We start from the raw sequence: 24,809 nt of genomic DNA on the forward strand, positions 1-24,809 counted from the left end.
ATTTAACACTTTTATTAAGGTACACCATGAACAATACAACATTTGATTACATTGTGATTGGCGCAGGTAGTGGCGGCTGCGTTATGGCATCGCGTTTGTCAGAGGATAAAAATGTAAGTGTATGCTTAATTGAAGCAGGCAAGAGCGATAACAGTGCGTTTGTACAAATGCCTGCAGGCATTGCGGCGAGCGTACCTTATGGTATTAATAGCTGGCATTACAATACCGTGCCGCAAAAAGCGCTTAATAATCGTTGTGGGTTTGTACCACGCGGCAAAGTACTGGGTGGCTCAAGCTCGACTAATGCGATGGTTTACATAAGAGGCAATAAATACGATTACGACCAATGGGCGGCTAATGGCAATACGGGGTGGGATTTTGAAAGTTTACTGCCCTATTTTATTAAAGCCGAAAATAATAAAGCGTTTGTGAATAATGATCTCCACGGCACTCAAGGTTTGCTACACGTACAAGAGCTAAGTAATCCAAGCGATGTAAACCAGTGCTTTTTAAGTGCCTGTGTCGAGCAGGGCGTTAATATAAACGACGATATAAATGGCAAAGAGCAAAGCGGCGCACGTTTATCGCAGGTAACTCAGCATAATGGCGAGCGTTGTAGTGCCGCAAAAGCGTATTTAACCCCGTATTTAAACCGGCCAAATTTAACGGTATTAACCAATAGCCACGTTAATAAAATAAATATAAAAAATAAGACCGCAAAAGGCGTGCAAATAGAGCGCTATAATCAAGTTATTGATCTGCTAGCAAAAAAAGAAGTAATACTGAGTGCTGGAGCGATTAATTCACCGCAAATATTAATGCTTTCAGGCATTGGTCCAAAGGATCATCTCAATGCGCATAGTATTAAAGTAGAACACGAACTTGACGGCGTGGGCGCTAATTTACAGGATCATTTAACCGTGGTGCCATTATTTAAAGCTAAATACAATAAAGGTACATTTGGCTTGAGCCCATATGGTATAGGGCATATTTTAAAAGGGTGTGTAAATTGGTTTAGTAACCGAGATGGGTGTTTAACCAGCAATTTTGCAGAATCCCATGCGTTTATTAAATTATTTAAAGACTCGCCTGCACCCGATGTACAACTAGAGTTTGTAATTGGGCTGGTGGACGATCATAGTCGTAAACTACACACTGGGCATGGCTACAGTATTCACAGTAGTATTATGCGTCCTAAAAGCCGTGGCACTATTACGTTAGCGGATAACAATCCACGTAGTGCACCGCTTATAGACCCTAATTATTTAAGCCACCCAGATGATTTAACTGTAATGCTTGCGGGCCTTAAAAAAACACTCGCTATTATGCAAAGTAAAGCCTTTGATAACATACGCGGTAAAATGGTGTATCCGCTTGATATAAATAATGATGAGCAGTTGATTGAATTTATTCGTCAGACTGCAGATACCGAATATCACCCAGTGGGGACATGTAAAATGGGACAAGATCCAATGGCTGTAGTGGATAATAATTTGCGAGTACATGGGATGAGTAATTTACGTGTAGTTGATGCGTCTATTATGCCTAGCATCATTACCGGCAACACAAATGCACCGGTAATTGCGATTGCTGAAAAAGCAGCCGATTTAATTAAGCGCGCAAATGTTTAATGAGGGCGTGTTCAAAGATCCTTAATTATAAAAATCGTTTAGCCATTGTTGCCAATCGCTTTCAAGGTGCAGCATTTGCTTATGTTTTTTAGCATTTATGTGCTTAGTTTCATCTTCATTTGCCATATATGGCCCAACGCGACAAAGCGGGCAATGGTTTGGTGTTAAGTACGCTGGTTTGGTAAGCAGTGCACTTAATTCATTGGTGTGAGTATTCATCGCTTTTGAGCTAAATACGTACGTTATACCGCTGGTATCTTTTACGTGTTTATCGCGGTCAACGTTCCGAATTTTATAGCCTTCAAAGCGACTAATATCAAAAGGCATTTGGCCTAAATATTCAGCGCTTAAACCGATATTTAAACTGCCTTCTATATTCCATTCGCGATAGGGTTTTACATCTTTGGAAGTAATGTAACACAGCATTGGACCATTTTTATCAAGCGCAAATTCGTTCGCATATTTAATAAATTGGTGTAGTAAAGCGCGGTTAAGTACATTCATGCTGGTTTGGCGCGTGTTGTTTTCAAACGCTTCACGGCCAACAAACGCAGGTATGAGTGGAAACTGAAAAATGACTACATCAAAGCTATTTAAATAACCGTCTAAGCTTTGCCAGCACGCTGTATTTGTGACATCAAAACCATTAAGCACTTCAACGTTATACGCTTTTAAATTATTGAGCGCATTATCGGGATACTTATGTTCAATAGTGGTTGCATCATCGTAGGTAGAGGCGACTAATAAATATGGCTTCAGATGATTTTGTATAGCGCTTGAAAACGATAAATCGCCATCGCCTACAGTGAGTATTCGCCATTTAGGATTTAAGTACATATTTTATTTAGCGTTTATGTTTGTAGCAGTATTATTTATATCGCTATTTGTTTGTGAGTCTTTTGCTAGTAAGCGATGAAACGCGAGTCTGGTTTTTAATCCTTCAATAGCGACTTGTTTAATTATAAGATTAAAAGTAATTAAAATGGCAAATGCAATATGAATAGGCCCGTGGGTAAATCCTGCATCTGTATCGTAAAGTGTTAAACCAAATAATAAAAATAAGACGACTAAAAATATTTCGAGTAATTGACTTGAATAAAAGCTTAAACGGCCTTCACTTTTATGATCTTTTTTAATGCGAATAGCGCAAAAAAAAGGGATCACTTTGATTTTAAATGCAGCGTTTTTCTCTATGTAGTTCTCGCCTAGTTCATCGAGTTGTTGGCGTAATTGGTCAATCATGGTGTGTCCTCAAATAGCAGTGCGCGGATATTACCTTATTACCGAGCAATATTTAAGTTTACAGCTGCTATTTAACCTGAACTCTGGTTAATAGATTTGCTAACACATTGAATTATGGTGATATTTAAATTTATTTTCTCTAGCCAGAGATTTTCTGTGAGAACAAGGCGAATTTACGCGTCAATAGCGGGCCTATTGCAAGTAAATTCAACGCAGTTAGCGCTGAAAATAGCGGCTTGAGATAGATTTATTATCCAGAGCTCAGGTTACTTAGGATAAATACTCATACCAATAGTCAGAATGTGACAAACAAACACAACAGAGGTGAGTACTACACGCATTTTTTGATAATCTTTATGGTAGGTTTGCCATTGCGCAGTCGCTTTTTCAAAAAGTAGTACTAGCCAAAAACTTGCAGCTAACCAACCAAGCGCCCACTCAACAGGTAAAAATGCTAAAAACGGTACTGGTATAACAGGTAGTACAGCTTTTACTGCATCGCTGTAGCGTTGCTCACCCGCACGCCATAAGTTACCCGCCATGAATGCTAATATTGCAATGCTGTAAAAAGTAAAAAACTCTAAATTAATACTATTACTACCAAACACAAGAGGCCAACCTACACAGCCTAAAAATGGGATTAAGCCTAAGTAACCTAATTGAATGTGGTTGATAAATTTTTCCATAATAGTATGCCTTGTATTTATGTGATTAAAAGCGGGAGTATTGTAGCAGTATTGCGATTAGCTATCTTAATAATTCGCCAATATCTATAGTCCAAATAGTGCTTACGATAAAAGAGGTTATATAGTTCAATCTTAAAAATCGATTGGTTTAATCTAAACAATCAATTTTATTTAATTATCCATTGGCCGTATTGTATTAATCAAGCCAACGCAAGAGGCCATATATTACGGCTGCGTTGAGTAACTTTAATTCTACTTAAATATAAATGAGGAATACCATGAGCACTTCATTAATCAATACAAAATTACAACCATTCAATGCAACCGCTTACCACAACGGTGACTTTGTAGAATTGTCTGAAAAAGATGTTTTAGGTAAATGGTCAATCTTCTTCTTTTACCCAGCCGATTTTACATTTGTATGTCCTACTGAACTTGGCGATGTGGCAGATCATTACGCACAACTTCAAGAAATGGGCGTAGAGGTTTACTCAGTATCTACTGACACTCATTTTACTCATAAAGCATGGCACGATACGTCAGACACAATTGGTAAAATCACTTACCCAATGATTGGCGATCCAACAGGACGTATTACACGCAGCTTTGGCGTAATGATTGAAGAAGAAGGCTTAGCACTTCGCGGTACATTTGTAATGAACCCAGAAGGCGAAATTAAAATTATCGAAACTCACGATTTAGGTATTGGCCGTAGCGCTAAAGAACTTGTTCGTAAAGTACAAGCTGCACAATACATTGCAACTCACGACGGTGAAGTTTGCCCTGCATCTTGGCAGCCAGGTGAAGACACACTTGCACCTTCACTAGACCTAGTTGGTAAAATCTAAGTACCAGATTTTCCAATCAAGTAAGGGCAGGTAACCGCCCTTAAATCAACGAACATACGTTTGTTGGTGCCTCCTATATCAATATACTTGTTTAAGCACATGCATTATTTGACATGGGAGGCTTGCTGTTTAAATTTTCCTAAAAGGGTTAAGCCATGTTAGATAACAACATAAAAAATCAATTAAAAAGCCATTTTGAATCGCTTACTCAACCTGTTGAGCTGCTTATTGCCTTGGATGACAGCAAAAAATCAGCAGAGGTAGAAACCTTAGCAAACGATTTAGCCTCACTGAGCGATAAATTCACGGTAACAAACAACCCAGATACAAGCGCTCGTCGTCCGTCAATGGTTGTACATTCACCAATTAAAAACACTCATATTACGTTTGCAGGCGTACCTATGGGGCACGAATTCACCAGTTTAGTGTTAGCACTTTTACATACTGGCGGACACGCAAGTAAAGCTAAAAGCGAAGACATTGAGCAAATACAATCGCTTACTCAAGAGTTAAACTTTGAAGTATACATAAGTTTAAGTTGCCAAACGTGCCCGCAAGTAGTCCAAGCACTTAATACTATGGCAGCGACAAACAGCAATATTAAAGCGGCCATGATTGATGGCGCATTATTTCAAAGTGAGGTAGAAGAGCGAAATATTTTAGCTGTACCGGCTGTATATTTAAATGGCGAACCATTTAGCCAAGGTGCACTAAGCCTTACCGACATACTCAATAAAGTAGATAGCAAAGGGGCACAACGCCAAGCTGAATCGCTAAGTAAAAAAGATAAATTTGATGTACTTGTCATTGGTGGCGGGCCTGCGGGGGCATCGGCTGCGATTTACTCAGCACGAAAAGGGTTAAATACAGGCATTGTTGCCGACCGGTTTGGCGGGCAAGTTGCAGATACATTAGCAATAGAAAACTTTATTTCGATTAAGGCGACAGAGGGGCCAAAATTGGTTGCCCAGCTTGAAGAGCACGTTAAAGAATACGATGTAGATGTAATGCATAATCAGCGGGCAGCGGCACTTAGTTATAGCAATGGTTACGAAATTACACTAGAAAATGGCGCAGTACTTAAAGCTAAGTCGCTCGTACTTGCCACCGGCGCACGCTGGCGCGAAATGAACGTACCGGGTGAGCAAGAATATCGCGGCCACGGAGTGGCATATTGTCCACATTGCGATGGCCCTTTATTTAAAGGTAAGCCAGTTGCGGTAATTGGCGGTGGTAACTCAGGCATAGAAGCGGCGATAGATTTAGCCAATATTGTGCAAAGCGTTACGGTACTTGAATTTGCAGACACATTACGCGCTGATGAAGTACTCGTTCGTAAAGCTAAAAGCATGGCTAACATTACTATTATCAAAAGTGCACAAACAACCGAAGTGCTTGGTGATGGTAAAAAAGTAACAGGCTTAACGTACATAGATAGAGTGTCGGGGGAGAGCAAAGAGCTTGAACTTGCCGGTATATTTGTACAAATAGGCTTAATACCAAATACCGAGTGGTTAAAAGACAGCGACCTTGAGCTAAGCAAATTTGGTGAAATACTGATTGATGCTAAAGGTGCGACTTCGTTACCAGGCATTTATGGCGCGGGGGATGCGACCAATACTCCGTTTAAACAAATTATTATTGCAATGGGCAGTGGCGCAACGGCAAGCTTAGGCGCATTTGATTATTTAATTCGCCACAGCGATGAAACCGAACAAGATCAAAGCGCTGCTTAATATTATTTAATAAAAAATTTAATAGAAACATCTCTTGATATAACAGCGTTCACCCTTAGCTGTTTGTTCACCCAAGCCGCCCTTCTCCAAAGGCGGCTTTTTTATGCTTAAAAATTAACATGCGATTTAATCGCAGCCACCACCAGAATCACCACCGCCGCAATGGCTATCCGTATGAGACGTGCCACCGCCTAAAAAACTTGACGAGCCTCTAGTCGATTTTGCCTTTGTAACAAAAGTTGAGAGTAGTAAAATACTGATCCCCACAATGACAATAATTAATGGCGGCCATTGTTGAGTTGAAAAACCTTTGAATAGCACTATAGCTAATATAGCGAACAATACGGTTCTAAATATATTTTTCATTGTTGAATTCCTTATACAATTATATTTTCTTATTAATGTTTTAATTTCAGCCGCTTAGCGGCCGAGGCAATAGCGACTTCTAATGAGTGCATTTTAAATGGTTTTGAAATAAACATGTCCATCCCCGCTTGCTTACATGCCAATTTATCTTGCGATGAAGTATTGGCCGTAAGAGCAACAATATAGGTTGAATCGGACGTACAGATATTTTTTGATCGCAGTTGTTTTGTTGCCTCAAAGCCATCAAGTATAGGCATAATACAATCCATAAAAATAAGGTCGTAATGCTTTTGCTCGCATTTAAATATGGCGTCTTGTCCATCTACTGCAAAGTCTGGTTTTATATTGAATTTGTTCAGTGAGGCATCAAGAACAAGTCTGTTTATGTCGTTGTCATCAACCACTAAAACAGCAAGCTCACACGCGTTAATATTTATTTTTGATAGTGGATTTAGCTCTACTTTTTGTTCTTTACCTAGCTCTATGGGGATATTTAGCGAAAAAGTAGTCCCTTGATTCACTTTACTGCTGACCTTAATTTTCCCGCCCATGTACTCAACAAGTTCTTTAACTATTGCGAGACCAAGCCCTGTGCCACCTTTACTATTTTTAGCATCAACTTCTTGAGTAAAAGGGGAGAACAAAGACTGAAGAAATTGGCTAGTCATGCCTCTTCCTGTATCAGTTACTTCAATGTTTAACGTTAGTTTATTATTGTTATTAAGAACTGATGTATGCAGTGTTACACAACCGTGCTCAGTAAATTTTAACGCATTACTTAATAAGTTAGAGGTAATTTGGCTTAGTCGTGTGTTATCGCAATATGCCCAGCAGTTATCAGAAATTTCATTTGTTACTTCTAGCTCTACATTACTGCTTTTAAATAAAGGCGTATATAAAGACACCAGATCAGTAAAGGTTGTTTTTAGTAAAACGTTAGTGGGTTCTAGCTTTAATTCACCATGATTTATTTTAGAAAAATCGAGAACTTCGTTGATTATACTCAAAAGTATATCGGCGCTACGTAGCGCTACTCTTATTTTTTCTGTTCTTTTTTCTTCGCTGTGCTCATCTATCAATGTAGTGAGCATGCCCGTAATACCATTTAGCGGTGTTCTGAGTTCGTGGCTTATTTTTGCAAAAAGCATGCTTCTATCATCTAGCAAGCGCTCCGCTTCGGCTTTTTTCTTTTTAAGCGCTTCTCTTAGTGTTACCGCTTCAGTAATGTCTTGAAATGTACCAAATAACCGCGTGCAGTGATCACCATTAAATTGTGCTTCTCCGAAGGTAGACACCCAAATTGTTTGTTTTTTTGCTGTTATAATTTCAAGTTCTAAATGCCACTTTTCACCATGGTGAACAGCATTTTCTACGGCCTTATTTATATTATCTCTGCTTGCACCTTCTTTATAAAAATCGATTGCAGAGTCCATTTCAGGGTTATAGTCTTCATCAACTTGATGAATTCGTTTAGTTTGCTGACTCCAATAAATTTTATTATTAGTGAGATCAACTTCCCAAGTGCCTATATTTGCTACGCTTTCTAATTTTAGTAAATCGTTACTGTTTTTTATTAACTGTTCTTTGGTTATAGCGCGTGCGAACTCTGCGCCTAACCATTGTGCAAATAGCTCTATGTAATCGTAGGCTTCATCTGTAAAAATAGGAGACTGGTTAAGTGAGGAGAAATTTACAGTGCCAAAAATATCGTCACCTATTTTGATAGGCGCACCAATATACGATTCGAGTTGAAAATTTGCATAACAAGGGTGATTAGCTATTGCGCTTTGCGAGACGTTATGAAATGCTAGTGCGGAGCCCGCAACAAGAGTGTGTACGCAGTAGGTGCCTTCTAGATCAAATTGAGTGCCTATTTCTAGCGAGTTATCTGGCGTAATAGCATGTAACACGGTATAGCATTTACCCTCAACTTTACTAATGATAGCGACGTCAAGGTTAAACACATTAAGCCCGAATGCTAAAAGTTGATTAATTTTTTCGTCAAAGCTCAGACTTTGGTTAGACACTATGTCGTGAAATTGCCTAAGAAAATTCAAAAGAAAACACCCCGTAAGCTTTTGTTCAATTTATACAGTATAAAAGCCAATTAAAGGCATATTCATTAATTACTAAGTAAGTTTAGCAGTTTTTATCGATGATAACTAAAACTGATGTGTACACTTTAAATTTATAACCTTATGTTTTGTAGAATAATAGAGCATTAATATAACGCTGAGTGTAATATTGATTATATAATGCTCAGTGTTTTATATTTAGTAGGTTGAGTTTGGTGTGTACTCAGGATTTATATCGCCGCCTACTTCCTCTGGGTCAACATCGTTAATAAGCAGTGTTTCACGTACAGCTTCAATGTGATCAAGTACGCTTTGGTAGCGCTCGCCATATTCGTATTTTGTCACTTCAATCGCTTTAGGCATGTAAGTAAAAGCTATTTTAAGTGCGTGGAGTGCTTCTTCGTTTATCTTTTCGCTCATAATATTCTCTTATGTGTAGGCTATAGTTAACCTGAGTTCTGGATAATAAATCTATCTCAGCAGCTATTTTTAGCGCTAACTGCGTTGAATTTCCTTGCAATAGACCAGCTATTGACGCGTAAATTTGCCTTGTTTTCACCAAAAATTTCTAGCTAGAGAGAAACAGACTTAAATATCGTTATTATTTATAGTGTTTTTAAATCTCTTAACCAGAATTCAGGTTAGTTAATAAAATAACACCAAATACGATTCGGTAAAGACCAAAACTAACAAAAGTGAAATTTTCTAGAAAGCGTATGAATAGTTTAATAGTAAAATAGGCGACTATAAAAGACGTTAAAAAACCGACAGCAAGAGCAGTTAGGTCGTTTAAGCAAATCGAATTAAGAGACCGCTGTAAATTTAATCTCAAAAGACTCTGCCCTTAATGCGTCATATCAACAATATTTTTTAATATAAAGTAACTAAACGTGCTTAATAAATTGCATTAAATACCAAATGCACAATATAATAACAATTGTTATCATTTGCATACGCTGTTTAGTATATGCTTAAGTAAATTTAATGAGCAAACAATGAATAATAAAAAAACGTTTAACGCTACACGTCGGCGACACTTATTAGCCTGCGTGATGGCACTTATTACCGCCGTTATCATAATCCCTGGAATGACCACTTATTTACCCTTTGAGATGAGTGAGCAAATTTTGCTGCCTATTTTGTTGTTTCCAATCATTTGGACAGCGTTATTTATATATGCTTATTTGGCTGAAAAAGTATGGCAGCCTTTTATAGTGATGGGTTTATTGTGTGCTACACACGGATTATTTAGTTTTTGGGCGTTAACGCAGGGGCAAGGATGAAGTCGATTACTTTAAAAAAGCTATTTTTATTACATAGCTGGGTTGGGATAATAACCGCCGTATTATTATTTATTATTGCGTTTAGTGGTGCGTTGGCTGTGCTTTCTCGCCCAGAGTTAAAAATATGGGCAAATCCTGAATTACAATCTAGTCAACACGTTGCGAGTGTTCAAGTAAATCGCTTAGTCAATGAGTACCACAAACAAGTGCCCAATGAATTTGGGGAAAATATTCATGTATTTATGCCAAGTGGCCATAATTTCTATCTGTTAACCCTTGTATTCGAATCGCACCACGGAGATGAGAATTACAGCGAGGAAGTTGCCAGAGTATTTCAGTTTCATCCCGATACACTTGCTTTGGTGAATACTTACTACGGCCCTAGCAAAGATTTTTATGCAAATAAAAAAACTGATGCCCCGAGCTATATTGGTGAATTTCATGCTGATTTACATTTAGGTCGTCCTATTGGGTTAATTCTCACTGGCTTTTTGGGGTTAACGTTATTAGTGAGTGCGATAACAGGCTTATTTATTCATCGCAAATTGATAAAAGAGTTATTTACTTTCAGACGCGACAAAGGACTCAATATTGCGATTAGTGATGGCCATAAAGTAATGGGTATTTGGGGAAGTGTATTTAATATTGTGATTGGTTTTTCAGGGGCTTTTTTGGGACTGGCAACAGTTATTTTATTGCCCGCCGCCGCTTTTGTGAGTTTTGGTGGCGATCAAAATAAGCTGATAGAAACTTTTACAGCTATACCAGAAACAGTAATAAGCCATACTAAACAGCCGACACAGCTAGACACCATACTAGAAAATGCACATAGCCGTTATCCAAAAGCCGTGATTATAGATGCAACAATAATGGCTAACAATGACGCTAACGCGCAGGTATATTTACGTTTACTTGGTGGAGAAGCGGTGGCTTCTCAGTTACTGCACTATCGTGGAAATGGCGAATTTGTAAAATCGATGAGTAGTTTTGGTGATATATCAGGGATATCAATAAAAGTAATAGAACTTGTATTTCCAATGCACTTTGGTAATTTTGCAGGCATTTTTATCAAACTACTATGGGTGTTACTTGGTTTTTGTACTGCACTTTTACCAGTGTCTGGGATGATGATGTGGCTAGCAAAACGTACGCGAGGGAGTAATGCTAGTTTATCTGAGGTTGCTTACGCGCGTTGGAACCGCTTTATTATAGGAAGTTGCGGTGGTTTAGTGTTAGCAAGCTTTGTGCTTTTCCCGCTGCAGGTAATACTTAATCACAATGTTATTGGTGCTGCGCAAAATAGCTATTTTGGACCTGTATTCTTTTATACTTGGTTAGGTTGGCTATTAATAGGGTTATTGCCTGTAGATTATAAAACCTATTTTAAACAGACACTTTTACTCTGTGGGTTAGCATTGAGTGCTGTGCTGCCATTAAATATTTTATTGAGTCACAGTAATATTATTAATTTAAACAGTGGCTTAGTTGCTATTGTTGATGCTAGCTTTATGTTTGTGGGGGCCATGTGTATTGGCTACGCGTTGAAAATAAAAGCTTCTACAAATACATACATAGAGGCAAAAACTGCATGAATGAATTTTTGATATTTACGGCGATGACGAGTTTATTCGTTATGATGTTCTGCATTCGTAAAAGCACATTAACAATGTTGATTAAATTACCGTTGGTAATAGGCTTGTTTATATTCGCAACAAGCTGTTTGGTAGGCGTTTATGGTGTTATAGGCGGTATAATTTGTACTTTTGCCGGTGCAATGGTTGCAGGATTGCTAACTGCATTTATTGCTGGAAAAGCAATACAATTAACAAATTAAGCTACGAAATTAATGCAGTAAACACTATTCGGATATAAATTCGGATGCTTTATTTCGCCCTGTTTTCTTTGCGTTATATAGGGCGGAATCTGCATTACTAATAAGATCTTCTGGAAGTGTTTTTGTATTGGGAATTAAAGCATAAAACCCCATGCTAACAGTAAGGCGCTTAGCAATATTTGAATAGTGATGCTCAATATTTAAGGTCTCAATTTCTTTTTGAATAAGCGCAGTAAATGCTTTGCATTGTTTTGCATCAGTGGCGGGTAAAATAATAACAAACTCTTCACCACCGTAACGCGCAGCTAAATCACCTTGACGATGACACAACTTATTAAGTGTACTTGCAACTATTTTTAAAGCTTCGTCACCTTGTTGATGTCCGTAGCTGTCGTTGAAATGTTTAAAAAAATCAATGTCGCATATGATCAGTGCTATGGGATGCTGATTGCGCACACAGCGCCTGATTTCATTTTTAAGTGCGCGGTCAAAACTGCGTCGATTGGCTATATTTGTTAACCCATCGGTATTTGCTAATTCATTTAGCTTTTTGTTGGCCGTAATGAGTTGTTGCTGAGCCAATTCTAGTTTTTTTCTGTAGTCTATATTTTTAAATGCGTTAGTCAGTATTTCACCTACAAGCTTTAACCTTATTAAATCTAAATCGGTCCACTCCCGTAGTTCTTTTACGCTATCGCAGCCGATAAACCCAACAAGTTCTTTTTCATAACGAAGACCAATGCACAATACCGATTTTATTTCTTGTTGTTCAAATTCGATTTTTTCACTGAGTGCTGCTTTAGGAAGGGTCGATGTATCATTTACTCTGAATAAATATGTGTCATTCATTAAGCTGAAAAAATACGGCAGTGCACTTTTAGGAACATCTTGTAATGTATCTTTGAAAGGTAAAATGCCTTCATTCACCCATTCATGCGTATTGCTCATTTTTGTATTGTTTTTATTGAATCTAAACAAGTAGCTTCTATCTGCATTTGCAACAGTACCAATGGCTTTCAGGGCATAGTCAATATGCTTATCGATATCGTCAATTTGTATATCAATTAAATCGGTTGATATGCTAGATATCACTTTATCAAAATTATACTCTTCATTTACGTTATTTTTAATTAGCTCAAATACGAGCATTGAAAGCGACTCATTAAAGTGTGCAAGCCTTACATTTAGTAAAAACGTATTACCTTGTTTTTCAATAAGTATTTGGTTACTTGTATGCGGCAGTAAGTAATCATTAAACAGTGATTTTATAGAGAAAGTTATTTTGCTGAGAGGGTTTATTAAAGTGAGATGATTAAAATCATTTTCAGTTAATGGGGAATTTGTATTTAAATCAAATAATGTTTGTGCATGCGCGTTCGCCTGGTAGGTTTGCGATTGCGTATCATGAAGTAAAACAGCAAATGGAAGATGTTTTAATGTACTCCATGTTTCTTGTGTTGAATCCAAACCCACTTATTCACTCCACGTTATTAAATTATACTGTTTTGTACGGTATATTTTATACTTACTCTACTACTTTTAGTACATTATTATTCATTTTACTAATTTTTTAGTGCGTTTGAATTACCGACGTATTATAATTGATACTGTATATCATTACTCTTTTCTCACTAAGCCTGTCCATAGGCTTATTTGCATTCTAAGTATAGGTAATTCAAACAGTTCATGACAGAGATCACTACACACGAGGCTTCCCGCCGCCGGTTATTAATTGCATTAGCAATTACATGCTCATTCATGGTCATTCAAGTTATTGGCGCATATTATGCAAATTCACTTGCAGTACTTGCAGATGCAGGGCATCTATTTGTCCATAACAGCTCGCTATTTATTGCGTTAATAGCCTCAAGTCTTGCTATTCACTTCGCTAAAACTTACAACGATGGTCACCAGCGAGCAGAATTATTTGGTGGGCTTATTAATGGCGTTTTATATTTAGCCATTAGCTTAGTTATTTTATATGAAGGGGGGGAGCGTTTTATTCATCATCATGAGGGCAATGAGCTTGCCATTAATAGCTTCTTGATGTCGTCTATTGCGGGTATTGGCTTTTTGTTTCACGGTGCTGCAGCGTGGGTTTTGTACAAAGGTCGTAAAGCCAGTATTAATATTTATGCTGTATTTTTACATTCGTTTTTTGATTTAATTTCAACCGTATCGACTTTTATTGCTGGCGTGCTTATCTATTTTACTGGCTGGGATGTTATTGATATTTTATCGAGTATGCTTATCGCATTCTTTGTTTTATTTACAGGCATTAAGGTCATTGTTCGTTGTATTCAAGGGTTACGTTTAAATAAAGAAAAACTTCCAAAAGTTGTTGATATTGAATACGAAATAACTCATATAGAGCATGTGCATAGCGTACACAACGTAACTGTTACGCGTAAAGATAAAGAGGCTGTAGTTGGAGCCCATGTGGTACTTAAACAGCACTGTACTATTGAAAAGCATGATGAGGTCTGTCGTTTAAAAGTAGAACAACTATTGTCATTAAAATTTAATGTTAAAAGCAGCGTATTGCAAATAGAAAGTCATGCCGAGCATCAACACAGTTAGTAGTAAACAACACCAATTGGCATCAGTATTTGATGCCATTTAACGGGTTTTATCGCCTCTATATTTAAGCAAATTGGTATAAATATCTTCATTGATGAGTCAATACGAAGGTATAGGCTCTAAATTAAGTTAATTATTTTGTTGAAACAGTCACTTTCACACAGCTTTTCAGCTTTCATCGGCTTAGCAAAATAATAACCTTGTTGTGCATAGCATCCCATATTAGTTAAAAATACCATCTGCTCTCGTGTTTCAACACCTTCAGCGATACAGGATAGCTCAAGGTTGTTAGCAAGTGAAAATATACTCTTAATGATAGACTCGTCACCTTTATCTATGCCAATACTATTTACAAAGCTTTGATCGATTTTAATCACATTAATAGGAAATTGACTCAAATAAGTTAATGAAGAATAGCCTGTCCCAAAGTCATCAAGGAGTAACTTGAATCCAAGCGCTTGTAATTTTTGAAGCTGTTTTGCAGCCTTAACTTTATCATCCAACAATGTATTTTCGGTGATCTCGAGGCGAAGCTGCATCGGACTTATCTGGTTGTCGTTCAGGATTGAGAGTAAACGCTTGGCTATGTTTTCTTTAAGAATATGCTTTGGCGATAAATTTAAAGAAATATAAAATAACGGATTACTGGATAGAATGGGTGCTAATTCAGATAAGGCCCGTTTTAAAGCTTGCTCAGTGAGCATTTCTATTAAGCCCGTTTCTTCTGCAATAGGGATAAACTGAGCCGGTGATATGAGTTGTCCATCGTTTTCCCAGCGCATAAGCAGTTCGACACCGTTAATTATTTTTGCTTCAATATCGACAATTGGTTGATAATGGTTAAAAAACAAGTCGTCTTTGGCCGCGTCTTTTAAATTATTTTCAAGAATTAACTTTTGTTTTATTTTTTCATTCATTTTTTCGTTGAAAAACTTGAATCCGTTTCTGCCATTTTGTTTTGCGTGCATCATTGCAACATCAGCATTTCTAATTAATATATCGGTTGTTTCAGCATCGAAAGGATATAATGCAACACCTATGCTGGCAGATATATTAATCGAAAAATCTTCAATAATAACTTTGTTTGCAAGCTCCGCGCTGATTTCTTTTACTGTGTGATTTAATGATTTTACTGAGCTGGTATTTTCGATCAAAACTAAAAATTCATCCCCACTTTGGCGGCCCAATGTAGAGCACTCTCCTAATATTGCGCTTACACGTTCAGCAATGTTACACAGTAGTTTATCACCCACAGCATGACCAAAAGAATCGTTCACAGGTTTGAATTTATCTAAATCAATAAATAAAATAGCGCATTGAGTAACGCTCTGTTGCGCTTTTTCTATGGCTATTTCTATTTTTTGATACATTAAACTGCGATTAGGTAAGCGAGTTAAAGGATCGTAGTTTGCTAAATAGCGTAACTCGTTTTCTGCTCGTTTTTGTTCCGTCAGATCAGAAATAACAACCACATAATAGCTAACGTTATTATCTTCTTTCGCAACAGCTGTAACACTAAGTTGGATAGGGTGATTTTTATTTTTTTTCGTTTTAATATAAGTATCCGTATGCCAATTTTGTTTTGGCTTCAACGATTTTAGCTTGGCTGCAAATTTTTTACATTTTGCTTTGCCCATTGCTTTAATTAATAATTTAGTGCTTAATTTTGCCTTAGCTGAGTTGCTTGAAAACGCGTCTAAAAGACTATTGTTAGCAGAAAAAGGCATTAACTGAGTATCGAGAATAAGTAACCAGTCATTTATTTGGCTAAATGCTTCACCAAGAACATTAGCTTGCTGCTCATTGGCGCGTTGCTCGGTAATATTTGTATATATACCAGATACATACAAAGGTTCGTTTGATAGAGGGCTATATATAATTTGGCCAATGTCTTGGAACCACAGCCAATGGCCATTTTTATGATGTAATCTATAAGTCGCTTGCCAATTTTGCAGTGGTTCATTTTTTTGAATGAACATATTCCATTGGCTTTCGACTCTTCTACGATCATCAGGATGTATAAGGGCAATAAAGTACGCTAACTCAATACGTTCGGGTAAATTAGTGTAGCCTAATTCATTACCTCGCAATGTGTTTACTGTTTCGCTTTTTAAATTGTAATCCCAAACACCACTTTTATTATTTCTCAGTGCTAATTCGGTTTGTTTTTGAGAATGAATAGTTGCGCGATGTGCATTTTCAATTGTAATTTTACGATGACGGTATTGCCAAAAAAGTAAAAACAAAATACTGATAATACTTAAAGTATAAATAGTGTATGCAAGTGGTGACTGCCAAGGTGCATAAGCAATATTAAACAGTAATGTACTACTTTCGTTTATTTTAGAGCTATTTGTACTATGTGAAGACACGTTTAAAACGTAGTCGCCAGGTGGGAGTTTAGTAAAGAATATTTTATTTGATTTCAACTTATCGTAATTGAGCGAGGTAGGCCCCGTTAATGATACTTTGTAATATGTTTTATTGGCATTGTGAAAGTCAAAATTTGAAAAGCTTATTTCAAGGCCAATGTCGTCATGGTTTAGTGCTAATGGAGTTGATGCATATTGCATTGGGTGGTAATTCACTTGCCTTGATAGCAATGTAATATCAGTTATTAACGTTTTAAAAACGGGGGCTTGTTGCGATTGTTCGATAAAGTCAGCGGCATCAAATGAGATTGCCCCATAACTACTGCCAAAAATTAAATTTCCATTGTTTAATTTATTTGCGCCAATAACACTAAATTGATTAACCGAAAGGCCATCCTTAACGGTGTAAACAGTTAAAGCTTGAGTTTGCGTATCAAGGCGATAGAGCCCATTTTGACTGCTTATCCATAAGAAACCATACTCATCTAGTTGCAAAGAATACATAGATTCAGTTTTTAAGCCATCACTCATATCAAAATGATATTTTCTCTCATAACTCGTCGAATCCAAGCCAATAAGGCCTTCTTGGCTGGTAGCAAGCCATAATATTTTGTTATTAATGAGCCAATCATCAATGGTGTAGAGCGTATTACCTTTTCTATTTTGGGCTGCGTAAAGTGTTGTAAGTGTTTGAGTTTTTTCATTATAACGAAACAGGTGTGTGTATGTGCTGATCAGTAATTCATCAGGGTGGGTATCTAAAGGGCGAAGAAACGTATATGCATCGAATGGGTCAATTTGCTCTTTTAGTCCTTTAATTATCCGTACATTCTGTGTTTTTCCGTTATAGATAAAAAAGTTTTCGTTACTAAAATATGCAAATGTATCGTTTGCAATTTCGGAAAAACCATAAAAATCAATCGGGTTATTTGGTTCTAAATCTATCGTTTGCTTTGAAACTATTTTCTTTGCTTTTTTATCAAATAAAATGAGGTCGTAGTAGCGAACTAGCCATAAATATTGTGATTCAGGCTCTAAATGAGCTGGGATGATACTAAAGACTGAAAACTTTCCATAAACGGCTTTATTATCGTCTGATTCTAAATAGTTTTTAGATTTTTTCATATCAGCAGATGCATGGGTGATGCCGTTATCTGTGCCAAACCAAATTGAATCGTCATTATCTTGATAAATTGCATTAATAACATTGTTAGCAGGTAATTTTATTTTGTTAAACCGTCTTGTTTGAATAGCCCATGTAAAAACACCTTGCGTACGCGATGCAAGCCAAAACATACCCGTTGCATCAACCATTAAATCATTAATTGTATTTTCAGTAATATTAAACTTACTGTCGCTAAAATTTAAAATAAACTCAGTGTTACCTGTGTCTCGGTGATACTGGAATAGCCCTTGCTCTGTGGCTATAAACTCTCCGTAGGGGGTTTTTTTATAATCCCAAATATTATATTCAGGAATAATTGTGGATATTTTAGACGTATTTAAAAGGGTATTATCATCCAGTGCTACGGCATAGAGCCCCTCTACGGTGCCTACGAGTAGACCTAATTGAGAGTCGATACTTAAAAACTTAACATCATTATTATCGAGTGTATTTTGCGTACGATCGTGTAGCTCAAGTTTAGTTAGTTGCTTATTTGCTAAGTTTTGAAAATATAATCCTTTGTTTGCACCGATGAACAAGTCGTTTTTGTACACACTCAATGCGCGAATATGATTAGTTTCATCGTCAATGGTAGCCTCTAAAGTGAGTATTTTACTATTTGTACTAAACGAGAAAACTTGATTACGTATCGCAAAATAAAAGATATCTTGGGTTTGCTCTACAGCTAAAATGGGCGGAATATAATTTGATTTCTCAGAAGCAACTTGGGAATAAATTTTTACAGTGCTTAAGTTAATAGGATCGATTAAATAAGCACCAGAGCTCTCTGTTGATACAATAATTTTGTCATCATGCGTTTTAAATAAACTAGCTATGTTGTAACGATCTAATCCAACGCCCCCATCAAAGATATTAACTTGATGACCGTCAAATCGATTTAGGCCCTGTGTAGTTGCAATCCATATAAAACCTAAATTGTCTTGTAATGACTTTGTAACATAGCTTTGCGATAAGCCTTCATCGGTAGAAATGCGTTGTAGCTGTTGAGCATAGTTTTGCGATGCGAAAACGTTTCCAAAGCAAATTAACGCAATTGTATTGAGGATAAAAAGCCATTTATTCAAACGCACTAATAAATTCTCTCACTAACATAGAATAGAGTTATAGGTAGGTACTAAATATAGCATGTATTTTTTATTTTGAATTACAAAAACAGATGTTAAGTTAAAACAGTATTCTTTTTGCTGCTAAACTAACTTATATAAGACAATAGCTTAAAATTTTATGAGGTCACTATGCGTACAATTTTTAATGTTGATGCAACCCAAAGCTTATTCTTGGTTATTGACCTGCAAGCTCGATTAGCGCCTGTCATTGAAAATTTTTCGGGCGTTTTAAATTGTGCACTACAGTTATCACATGCAAGCCAGGTTCATAATGTGCCAACCCTAATAACTGAGCAGTATAAAAAGGGACTAGGGGAGACACATCAACAAATACAAAATGCATTACCAAAGGCCGAATACATTGATAAAACATTTTTTAGTGCGTGTGAAGAGCCTCATTTTGTAGATACATTGCAAAGCTACGGGCGTTCAGAAGTTATAGTTATTGGCACTGAAGCACATGTATGCGTGTTACAAACATGCTTGGATTTATTACAAAATGGTTTTAACGTTATTATCGCTGCGGATGCTGTCGGTTCTCGAAATAAAGAGCACGTACGCATAGCCCTTGATCAGTTACGACAAGCCGGTGCTATTATTTCGTGCGCAGAAACAATTATATTTCAATGGACTAAAGATGCAGCAACCCCTACATTTAAAGAAATATTGCCTATAGTTAAATAAATATCGGGGAGTTATGTCCTTATTTTTGTTTTATTACGTACGAAATGGCCAAGCATTCTGAGTTACAAAATAAACAATACACATCTAAAGGTTTTTTATGTCCAATGTTAGTCGATTATTTACAATTATTTTTAGTTTGCTATTCATCGAATCCATAGGGATAGGTTTGTATTTTGGGACATTATTACAAGCATTTATTATTGGTTTACCGCTGAGTTTGCTGCCTATTTGGTTTTTAAATACTCAAGCTGATAGCAAAGTAACACCGCACATAGTGGCCGCAGCGATTATGATGTTTTCCTTTTTGCACATACAACAAGCGTACGGTTTAATTGAAGTACATTTTGAGATATTTATATTAATGCCAATGTTAATTGTTTTTGTACAATGGCGGGTATTTATCACTGCCATCGTATTTGTGGCGGTTCATCACTTATCTTTTTATTATTTACAGACTCAAAACACAGGTTTTTATGTATTTGATCCTGATAGGCTGGCTTTTTCTACTGTGCTTATACACGCTTGTTATGCAATAGTTGAAGTGCTTGTTGTCGGCTATATCGCTAAAACATTGCAGCAAGAACGTCGTGCGGGTTCATCACTGAGTTTTGCAACTGAGCAAATCATGTTAGACCCTGAACATATAAAATTATCACTAAGAGCTGATGATGTAAAAAGTGAAGCTGTGAATGGCTTTAATACATTATTAGATTATTTATCTGATGTAATTAAGCAAGTACAAACCCAGTCAGGATCTTTACAAACTAATTCACAAGAACTTATTCAAGTTCATGATCAATTGGCTGATGCTGCTCAGCAGCGTACACAGCAAACAGATGATATTGCAAATTCCGGTGCTCAAGTTGCTGAGGGCTTCAAGTTAGTTGAACAAGAAAGTGAAGTATTAAAGCTTCAGGTTGATAACATTACACAAGCAGCAAGTGGTGCTTTAGACGATGTTTTACAAACGGACAGTAAAAGCAGAGAATTGTTAAAACTTCTTAATCATACCGAAGAGCAGATCAACCATTTAGTTAGTGCGGGGGATGTTATTTCAGGTTTACTTAATGAAATATCGGGTATTGCAGAGCAAACTAACTTATTAGCTTTAAACGCAGCAATAGAAGCGGCCAGAGCGGGCGAGCACGGTAGGGGCTTTGCGGTCGTTGCTGATGAGGTACGTTCTCTTGCTAATAATAGTAAGGCAACGACAGATAAAATTAGTCTTACACTTAAAAACTTAGTGAGTAATAGTAAAACATCAACGCAGTCTATGGGCCAATGCGTAGATTTCGTTGTTGATCTTACTCAAATAAGCACCGCGATGAAAGAAAACATATCTGCGATGAGCGAGCAGATCAAAGCTGTATCTAGTAGTGCAAATTCAGTCGCGCAAGTGGTCGCAGAGCAGGCGGGTAACACTGAGCAAATAGCTCAAAGTACCAATAAGATGCTTGAAAACCAATATGTAGACTCAAGTATAGTGAAACAGTTGACGGCTAAAGTTCAGCTTATTGATGACAGTATTGAAGTTTTAGAGCAAAGTATTGCAAAGTTCAAATAGACCTAATTATTACAGTGATTGTAACCTGGTTGTTTTTTGTTGTAGCTGGGTTTATTTACTTTCAGGTAGGGCAACTGAAAGCATTTGATAGCACGCAAATGCTGATAAAAAACAGCTGGTTTAATAATTTTAAACAACAATTGGTATGGGAAAATAAAGAAGTTGCATCCTTAATATTGATTACAGAGCAAAGCTGTGGATGTTTTAAGCAAGCTAAGTCGCACATTTCGTCGCTAACGACCTTAGCCAAAACTAAAGGATTGGATGTAGTTCAACTGCAACTTACACAAGAGCTTAAGGCTGTTGTACCAGCAACTCCAGCTGCGATTATTATCGACAAAAGCGGTGACTTTGTTTATGTTGGACCGCTTTCTGAAGGATTAGCATGCGCGCAAGGTAGTGGGTTTGTTGAAGCCGTGATAAACAACTTAGTTGCAGGATATAACTCAAAACTTTTAATTACCGATACAAAAGGCTGTTACTGCGTTAATAAAGTATAGAGTGATTATGCATATTTATATGATCTAATAAACTTTATTAGATCATATAAGACGAAATCCCACGTATTAAAATAAACCCTTTTGCAGTTTAAAGTGCTATCAAACCATATATACCCAACAGTACAAACACACTTGCTGCAATAACACGTACTTTGCTTAGTGGGATTTTTTTAAGCAAGGTGTTGCCAGCATAAATTATAGGGACATTCGCTATTAACATACCAGCCGTCGTCCCCAGTGTTACCCAAAAAACAGATTGATATTGAGCACCTAACAAAATTGTCGCTATTTGTGTTTTGTCACCAATTTCAGCAATAAAAAATAAGACGAAAGTGACTAAAAACGCACCAAAATGATCGTATTTTTGAGTTACCTCTTCATCTTTATCTGGAATAAGCAGCCAAAAGCCTACAACAATAAAGCTGATATTGACAATCAATGGCATGTAGTGAGTTATAAAGTTACCGCTGAGCCAATCGCCTAACCACGCAGACAAAGCATGGTTAATAATTGTTGCAGCTAAAATGCCTATAATAAGTGCAATTTTATTATGAAAACGAGCGGCGAGAAGTAATGATAAAAACTGTGTTTTATCGCCTATTTCAGCAAGGGTAACAGTGACGGTTGAGGTAAGAAAAGCTTCCATTAAAACTACTTTCAGGCGGGAGTGTTAAACAAAGGCAAACAACCATCTCCCGCCTCGAGGATAGTGTTCACCTAAGTCTCGCCGATAATGCTTGCTACAACATTACAAACTTACCATGCACGTGAGGTGCAATTATGTTGATAAGTTTACTCGTTTATCAATTTATTAAAACATATGTTTTCTAGTGTATTAACTAGTTATTTGTTTAGATAAATTGACAGACTGAGCGGGCTACTCCCTTAAGAGGCGTGCATTATTCCATAAATGTTTTATTCGGTAAATACTAGAATATGCAGTTTGTCTTTTGCAATTTTATGATTTTAAAATTACGAATAATCGCGGTGACACTATTTATGGTTATGTGGTTATGTGGTTATGTGGTTATGTGGTTATGTGGTTATGTGGTTATGTGTTTATGTGTTTATGTCATTAAAGGTTAATTTTTTTGTCATTAATTTCAAAAAGATTAATAGATATGATGGTTTTTCTAACAATTAGGTTAGTCAATAATATAGGATCACAGAGATGAAAAATTTATTACTAAACGTAGTATTAAGTCTTGTTTTAACAATATCATTTTCAAGCCAAGCTAAAGTATTTACTTGTAGTGGCATTATTACAGACGTATTTTCAACGTTTAATACTTTTGAAGTTCGCTATGAACGAGCTTCTGGATTTGAGCTCGAGCCTGTAATTGTATACCCAGAGCAGACTTATCTATTAGCACCGATATTAATGGCAATAGCTGAAGGAAAGAATGGCAGTGAATACACCTTAATAATAGAGAACAGAGACGGCAATGATAGCCGTTGTCATGATGGTGAAAGTGAGAATGCATTAATTGGTTTATCAAAAATAAACTAATAATGAGACGTGGTAGCCTTTTAGTCATTAGTAGTATTGTTGCGATTGAGTGACTTAATAGACTATATCCTGCCCCGCTGAAAATTCAATTTCAGAGTCAAGCTAGAAAATTATTATGTTGAATATAATTTATCCTCAGCTTAATGAAGTGTATATTTTAGAGGGGTGGGTGTACGGCATGGGAGTTAGGATGATACCTATCCTAATTTCTAATAAATTATGAATTAAAACAATATTATAAGTACAAATCATAAATCACGTAACAAACCCAGTTACATCGACCTTACGCCGACAAACGAAAATGAATGCCTTTACTTCACATTGCGACAATCGTATTGCCTAATTCATATAACATAGAAAAGATCCAAAACACGATTCATTAAGAATGGGTAAGCCCTTTTAACCTAAATAAAAGCCACTTAAACACCTGTAATACCTTCCAAAAAGCCAATTAAAACAACATTAAACTCCCACTTTATATTCTGCATAAAATACAGTAATCGATTGAATCAAAATAGGAACTCAGCTATGGTTAAACCATCAATAAAAATAAATTAAAAACGAGTTATTCTACAGGCTCGTAATACAATAATGTCACTACCGGTAGGTCCTGAGTATGCTTAACCCTTTTATTTCTGAAACTTACGAACCGCCTAAGAGTTTTGACAGTGAATCTTTTCATTTCAGAGTTCTTGATGACGAAGTTGCAAAATTAGATTTTGAAGCCGTAATGTCTAGTCAAAAGAGACTACAAGGAATTTTTGGCTTAAGTTCTGAATGGCCTAAAAGTGATATGACACTTGAAGAAAATATCGCTAGCCTAAAAGCTCATAAACAAGAATTTGAATCACGGCAGGCATTTGCTTATTCAGTATTTAATAAGTCAAAAAACAAGTGCCTTGGCTCTGTTTACATCGACCCGAGCTATTCTCCGAATTATCAATGTGTAGTCTATTTATGGGTTCGAGATGATAGTATCGACCTAGATAATGAGCTTTATAAAACAGTTCATAAATGGCTTTCTAAAGAATGGGGCTTTTTTAAAGTAGCATTTCCTGGGCGGTGTATTTTATGAAAAAGATTGGGACTAAGAATTAAGCGTTTTATAACAAGAGAATAAGATTTTTAAAGCCTTAATTAGTTTTTAACCATTCAAATATTTACCTAAACCTAATCTTACTTAAATTTAAGGTAGACTCTAATTAATAAATCTCAATCTGAGTGCCACGCCTTGCTTAAAATTAAAACTATTCTCAAGCTGCCGCGAATTCTCAACTTAAGTGGCGCTGGCCAAATAAGTTAAAAAAGAGACTTATTAGCCAATAAAATAATTGATAACTATTTTCGTTTAGATTAGTATGTACGTACTAAATGTAATTGAGAGTGGTTTGTATTCATGTATATTTGTCTATGTCACGGTGTGACTGATAAAAAAATTGAGCAAACAATTGACGATGGTGCAACAACCATGCGTGAATTAACTAAAGAGCTTAAAGTGGGCAGCCAATGCGGTAAGTGTTGTGGCTGTACTAAAAAGATCCTTAATCGCAGGCTGATTCAGATTGCTGATGTAACGGATCAAGTTGCTTAATTGCATAAAAAATTT

The 24,809-nt window shown here is 36.6% G+C and carries 23 protein-coding genes; 13 read left to right on the forward strand and 10 right to left on the reverse strand.

Annotated features, from left to right (window positions below; all coding sequences use genetic code 11):
* Positions 1-26 precede the first annotated feature (26 nt).
* The gene (locus ACJJVZ_RS01640; RefSeq protein ID WP_405597571.1) at positions 27-1,631 is read left to right on the forward strand and encodes a GMC family oxidoreductase; all 1,605 of its coding nucleotides are present in this window, start codon (positions 27-29) and stop codon (positions 1,629-1,631) included.
* A 21-nt stretch (positions 1,632-1,652) separates the two neighbouring features.
* Here the strand turns inward: ACJJVZ_RS01640 and ACJJVZ_RS01645 are convergent, their stop codons facing one another.
* From ACJJVZ_RS01645 to ACJJVZ_RS01655, 3 genes are all read right to left on the reverse strand, one after another.
* Complete coding sequence (locus tag ACJJVZ_RS01645; protein WP_405597574.1) at positions 1,653-2,468, reverse strand: class I SAM-dependent methyltransferase; 816 nt, start codon at positions 2,466-2,468, stop codon at positions 1,653-1,655.
* A gap of 3 nt (positions 2,469-2,471) precedes the next feature.
* The gene (locus ACJJVZ_RS01650; protein ID WP_405597576.1) at positions 2,472-2,873 is read right to left on the reverse strand and encodes a hypothetical protein; all 402 of its coding nucleotides are present in this window, start codon (positions 2,871-2,873) and stop codon (positions 2,472-2,474) included.
* 266 nt (positions 2,874-3,139) lie between these two features.
* A complete protein-coding gene (locus tag ACJJVZ_RS01655; RefSeq protein ID WP_405597578.1) occupies positions 3,140-3,559 on the reverse strand; it encodes a DUF3429 domain-containing protein in 420 nt (139 codons plus the stop codon).
* A gap of 278 nt (positions 3,560-3,837) precedes the next feature.
* On the opposite strand from ACJJVZ_RS01655, the gene ahpC reads away from it, so the two are divergent.
* Together ahpC and ahpF are read left to right on the forward strand one after the other, a co-directional pair.
* The gene (ahpC, locus tag ACJJVZ_RS01660) at positions 3,838-4,407 is read left to right on the forward strand and encodes an alkyl hydroperoxide reductase subunit C (protein ID WP_008134426.1); all 570 of its coding nucleotides are present in this window, start codon (positions 3,838-3,840) and stop codon (positions 4,405-4,407) included.
* 155 nt (positions 4,408-4,562) lie between these two features.
* Positions 4,563-6,143: an alkyl hydroperoxide reductase subunit F gene (ahpF, locus tag ACJJVZ_RS01665; protein WP_405597581.1), complete on the forward strand. Its 1,581-nt coding sequence runs from the start codon at positions 4,563-4,565 to the stop codon at positions 6,141-6,143.
* Positions 6,144-6,269: 126 nt separating this feature from the next.
* Here the strand turns inward: ahpF and ACJJVZ_RS01670 are convergent, their stop codons facing one another.
* From ACJJVZ_RS01670 to ACJJVZ_RS01685, 4 genes are all read right to left on the reverse strand, one after another.
* Positions 6,270-6,509, reverse strand: a complete 240-nt coding sequence (locus tag ACJJVZ_RS01670) for a hypothetical protein (protein ID WP_405597583.1) — start codon at positions 6,507-6,509, stop codon at positions 6,270-6,272.
* A gap of 32 nt (positions 6,510-6,541) precedes the next feature.
* Entirely contained in the window at positions 6,542-8,566 is a 2,025-nt protein-coding gene (locus tag ACJJVZ_RS01675) for an ATP-binding protein (RefSeq protein WP_405597586.1), read from the reverse strand.
* 216 nt (positions 8,567-8,782) lie between these two features.
* Complete coding sequence (locus tag ACJJVZ_RS01680; RefSeq protein WP_007375621.1) at positions 8,783-9,004, reverse strand: hypothetical protein; 222 nt, start codon at positions 9,002-9,004, stop codon at positions 8,783-8,785.
* Between the two features lie 205 nt (positions 9,005-9,209).
* The gene (locus ACJJVZ_RS01685; protein ID WP_405597590.1) at positions 9,210-9,416 is read right to left on the reverse strand and encodes an undecaprenyl-diphosphate phosphatase; all 207 of its coding nucleotides are present in this window, start codon (positions 9,414-9,416) and stop codon (positions 9,210-9,212) included.
* A gap of 163 nt (positions 9,417-9,579) precedes the next feature.
* Between ACJJVZ_RS01685 and ACJJVZ_RS01690 the strand changes: the two genes are divergently transcribed.
* The 3 genes from ACJJVZ_RS01690 to ACJJVZ_RS01700 are packed head-to-tail and all read left to right on the forward strand — an operon-like array spanning position 9,580 to position 11,701.
* Positions 9,580-9,867, forward strand: a complete 288-nt coding sequence (locus tag ACJJVZ_RS01690; protein WP_193156543.1) for a hypothetical protein — start codon at positions 9,580-9,582, stop codon at positions 9,865-9,867.
* Positions 9,864-11,459 (forward strand): PepSY-associated TM helix domain-containing protein, encoded by a 1,596-nt coding sequence (locus ACJJVZ_RS01695; RefSeq protein WP_405597592.1) that lies wholly within the window; start codon positions 9,864-9,866, stop codon positions 11,457-11,459. Before ACJJVZ_RS01690 ends, ACJJVZ_RS01695 begins: the two co-directional genes overlap by 4 nt.
* Positions 11,456-11,701, forward strand: coding sequence for a hypothetical protein (locus ACJJVZ_RS01700; protein ID WP_193156545.1), 246 nt, complete (start codon positions 11,456-11,458; stop codon positions 11,699-11,701). The genes ACJJVZ_RS01695 and ACJJVZ_RS01700 overlap by 4 nt, the downstream gene beginning before the upstream one ends.
* 24 nt (positions 11,702-11,725) lie before the next feature.
* Here the strand turns inward: ACJJVZ_RS01700 and ACJJVZ_RS01705 are convergent, their stop codons facing one another.
* Positions 11,726-13,174 carry a diguanylate cyclase domain-containing protein gene (locus ACJJVZ_RS01705; protein ID WP_405597595.1) on the reverse strand — a complete coding sequence of 483 codons (1,449 nt, stop codon included), beginning with the start codon at positions 13,172-13,174 and terminating at the stop codon, positions 11,726-11,728.
* A 213-nt stretch (positions 13,175-13,387) separates the two neighbouring features.
* Here ACJJVZ_RS01705 and ACJJVZ_RS01710 point away from each other — a divergent pair, with 213 nt between their 5' ends.
* A complete protein-coding gene (locus ACJJVZ_RS01710) occupies positions 13,388-14,281 on the forward strand; it encodes a cation diffusion facilitator family transporter (protein WP_405597597.1) in 894 nt (297 codons plus the stop codon).
* A 119-nt stretch (positions 14,282-14,400) separates the two neighbouring features.
* On the opposite strand, the gene ACJJVZ_RS01715 is transcribed toward ACJJVZ_RS01710, so the two are convergent.
* A complete protein-coding gene (locus ACJJVZ_RS01715) occupies positions 14,401-18,909 on the reverse strand; it encodes an EAL domain-containing protein (RefSeq protein ID WP_405597599.1) in 4,509 nt (1,502 codons plus the stop codon).
* 165 nt (positions 18,910-19,074) lie between these two features.
* On the opposite strand from ACJJVZ_RS01715, the gene ACJJVZ_RS01720 reads away from it, so the two are divergent.
* The 3 genes from ACJJVZ_RS01720 to ACJJVZ_RS01730 all read left to right on the forward strand — a co-directional run bounded on the left by ACJJVZ_RS01720 (position 19,075) and on the right by ACJJVZ_RS01730 (position 21,693).
* The gene (locus tag ACJJVZ_RS01720; RefSeq protein WP_405597601.1) at positions 19,075-19,629 is read left to right on the forward strand and encodes an isochorismatase family protein; all 555 of its coding nucleotides are present in this window, start codon (positions 19,075-19,077) and stop codon (positions 19,627-19,629) included.
* Positions 19,630-19,726: 97 nt separating this feature from the next.
* The gene (locus ACJJVZ_RS01725) at positions 19,727-21,193 is read left to right on the forward strand and encodes a methyl-accepting chemotaxis protein (protein WP_405597604.1); all 1,467 of its coding nucleotides are present in this window, start codon (positions 19,727-19,729) and stop codon (positions 21,191-21,193) included.
* The gene (locus ACJJVZ_RS01730) at positions 21,190-21,693 is read left to right on the forward strand and encodes a DUF6436 domain-containing protein (RefSeq protein ID WP_405598155.1); all 504 of its coding nucleotides are present in this window, start codon (positions 21,190-21,192) and stop codon (positions 21,691-21,693) included. Before ACJJVZ_RS01725 ends, ACJJVZ_RS01730 begins: the two co-directional genes overlap by 4 nt.
* An 88-nt stretch (positions 21,694-21,781) precedes the next feature.
* Here ACJJVZ_RS01730 and ACJJVZ_RS01735 read toward each other — a convergent pair whose 3' ends face one another.
* Positions 21,782-22,339, reverse strand: coding sequence for a TMEM165/GDT1 family protein (locus ACJJVZ_RS01735; RefSeq protein WP_405597606.1), 558 nt, complete (start codon positions 22,337-22,339; stop codon positions 21,782-21,784).
* Positions 22,340-22,864: 525 nt separating this feature from the next.
* Between ACJJVZ_RS01735 and ACJJVZ_RS01740 the strand changes: the two genes are divergently transcribed.
* From ACJJVZ_RS01740 to ACJJVZ_RS01750, 3 genes are all read left to right on the forward strand, one after another.
* On the forward strand, positions 22,865-23,203 hold the full coding sequence (locus ACJJVZ_RS01740) for a hypothetical protein (RefSeq protein WP_193156553.1): 339 nt from the start codon (positions 22,865-22,867) through the stop codon (positions 23,201-23,203).
* Positions 23,204-23,819: 616 nt separating this feature from the next.
* A complete protein-coding gene (locus tag ACJJVZ_RS01745; RefSeq protein ID WP_405597609.1) occupies positions 23,820-24,278 on the forward strand; it encodes a hypothetical protein in 459 nt (152 codons plus the stop codon).
* 321 nt (positions 24,279-24,599) lie between these two features.
* A complete protein-coding gene (locus tag ACJJVZ_RS01750) occupies positions 24,600-24,794 on the forward strand; it encodes a (2Fe-2S)-binding protein (RefSeq protein ID WP_002960627.1) in 195 nt (64 codons plus the stop codon).
* The last annotated feature ends 15 nt before the right edge of the window (positions 24,795-24,809 follow it).

Source organism: Pseudoalteromonas sp. Ld19 (genome assembly GCF_045064135.1).
Taxonomy (GTDB): domain Bacteria; phylum Pseudomonadota; class Gammaproteobacteria; order Enterobacterales; family Alteromonadaceae; genus Pseudoalteromonas; species Pseudoalteromonas aliena.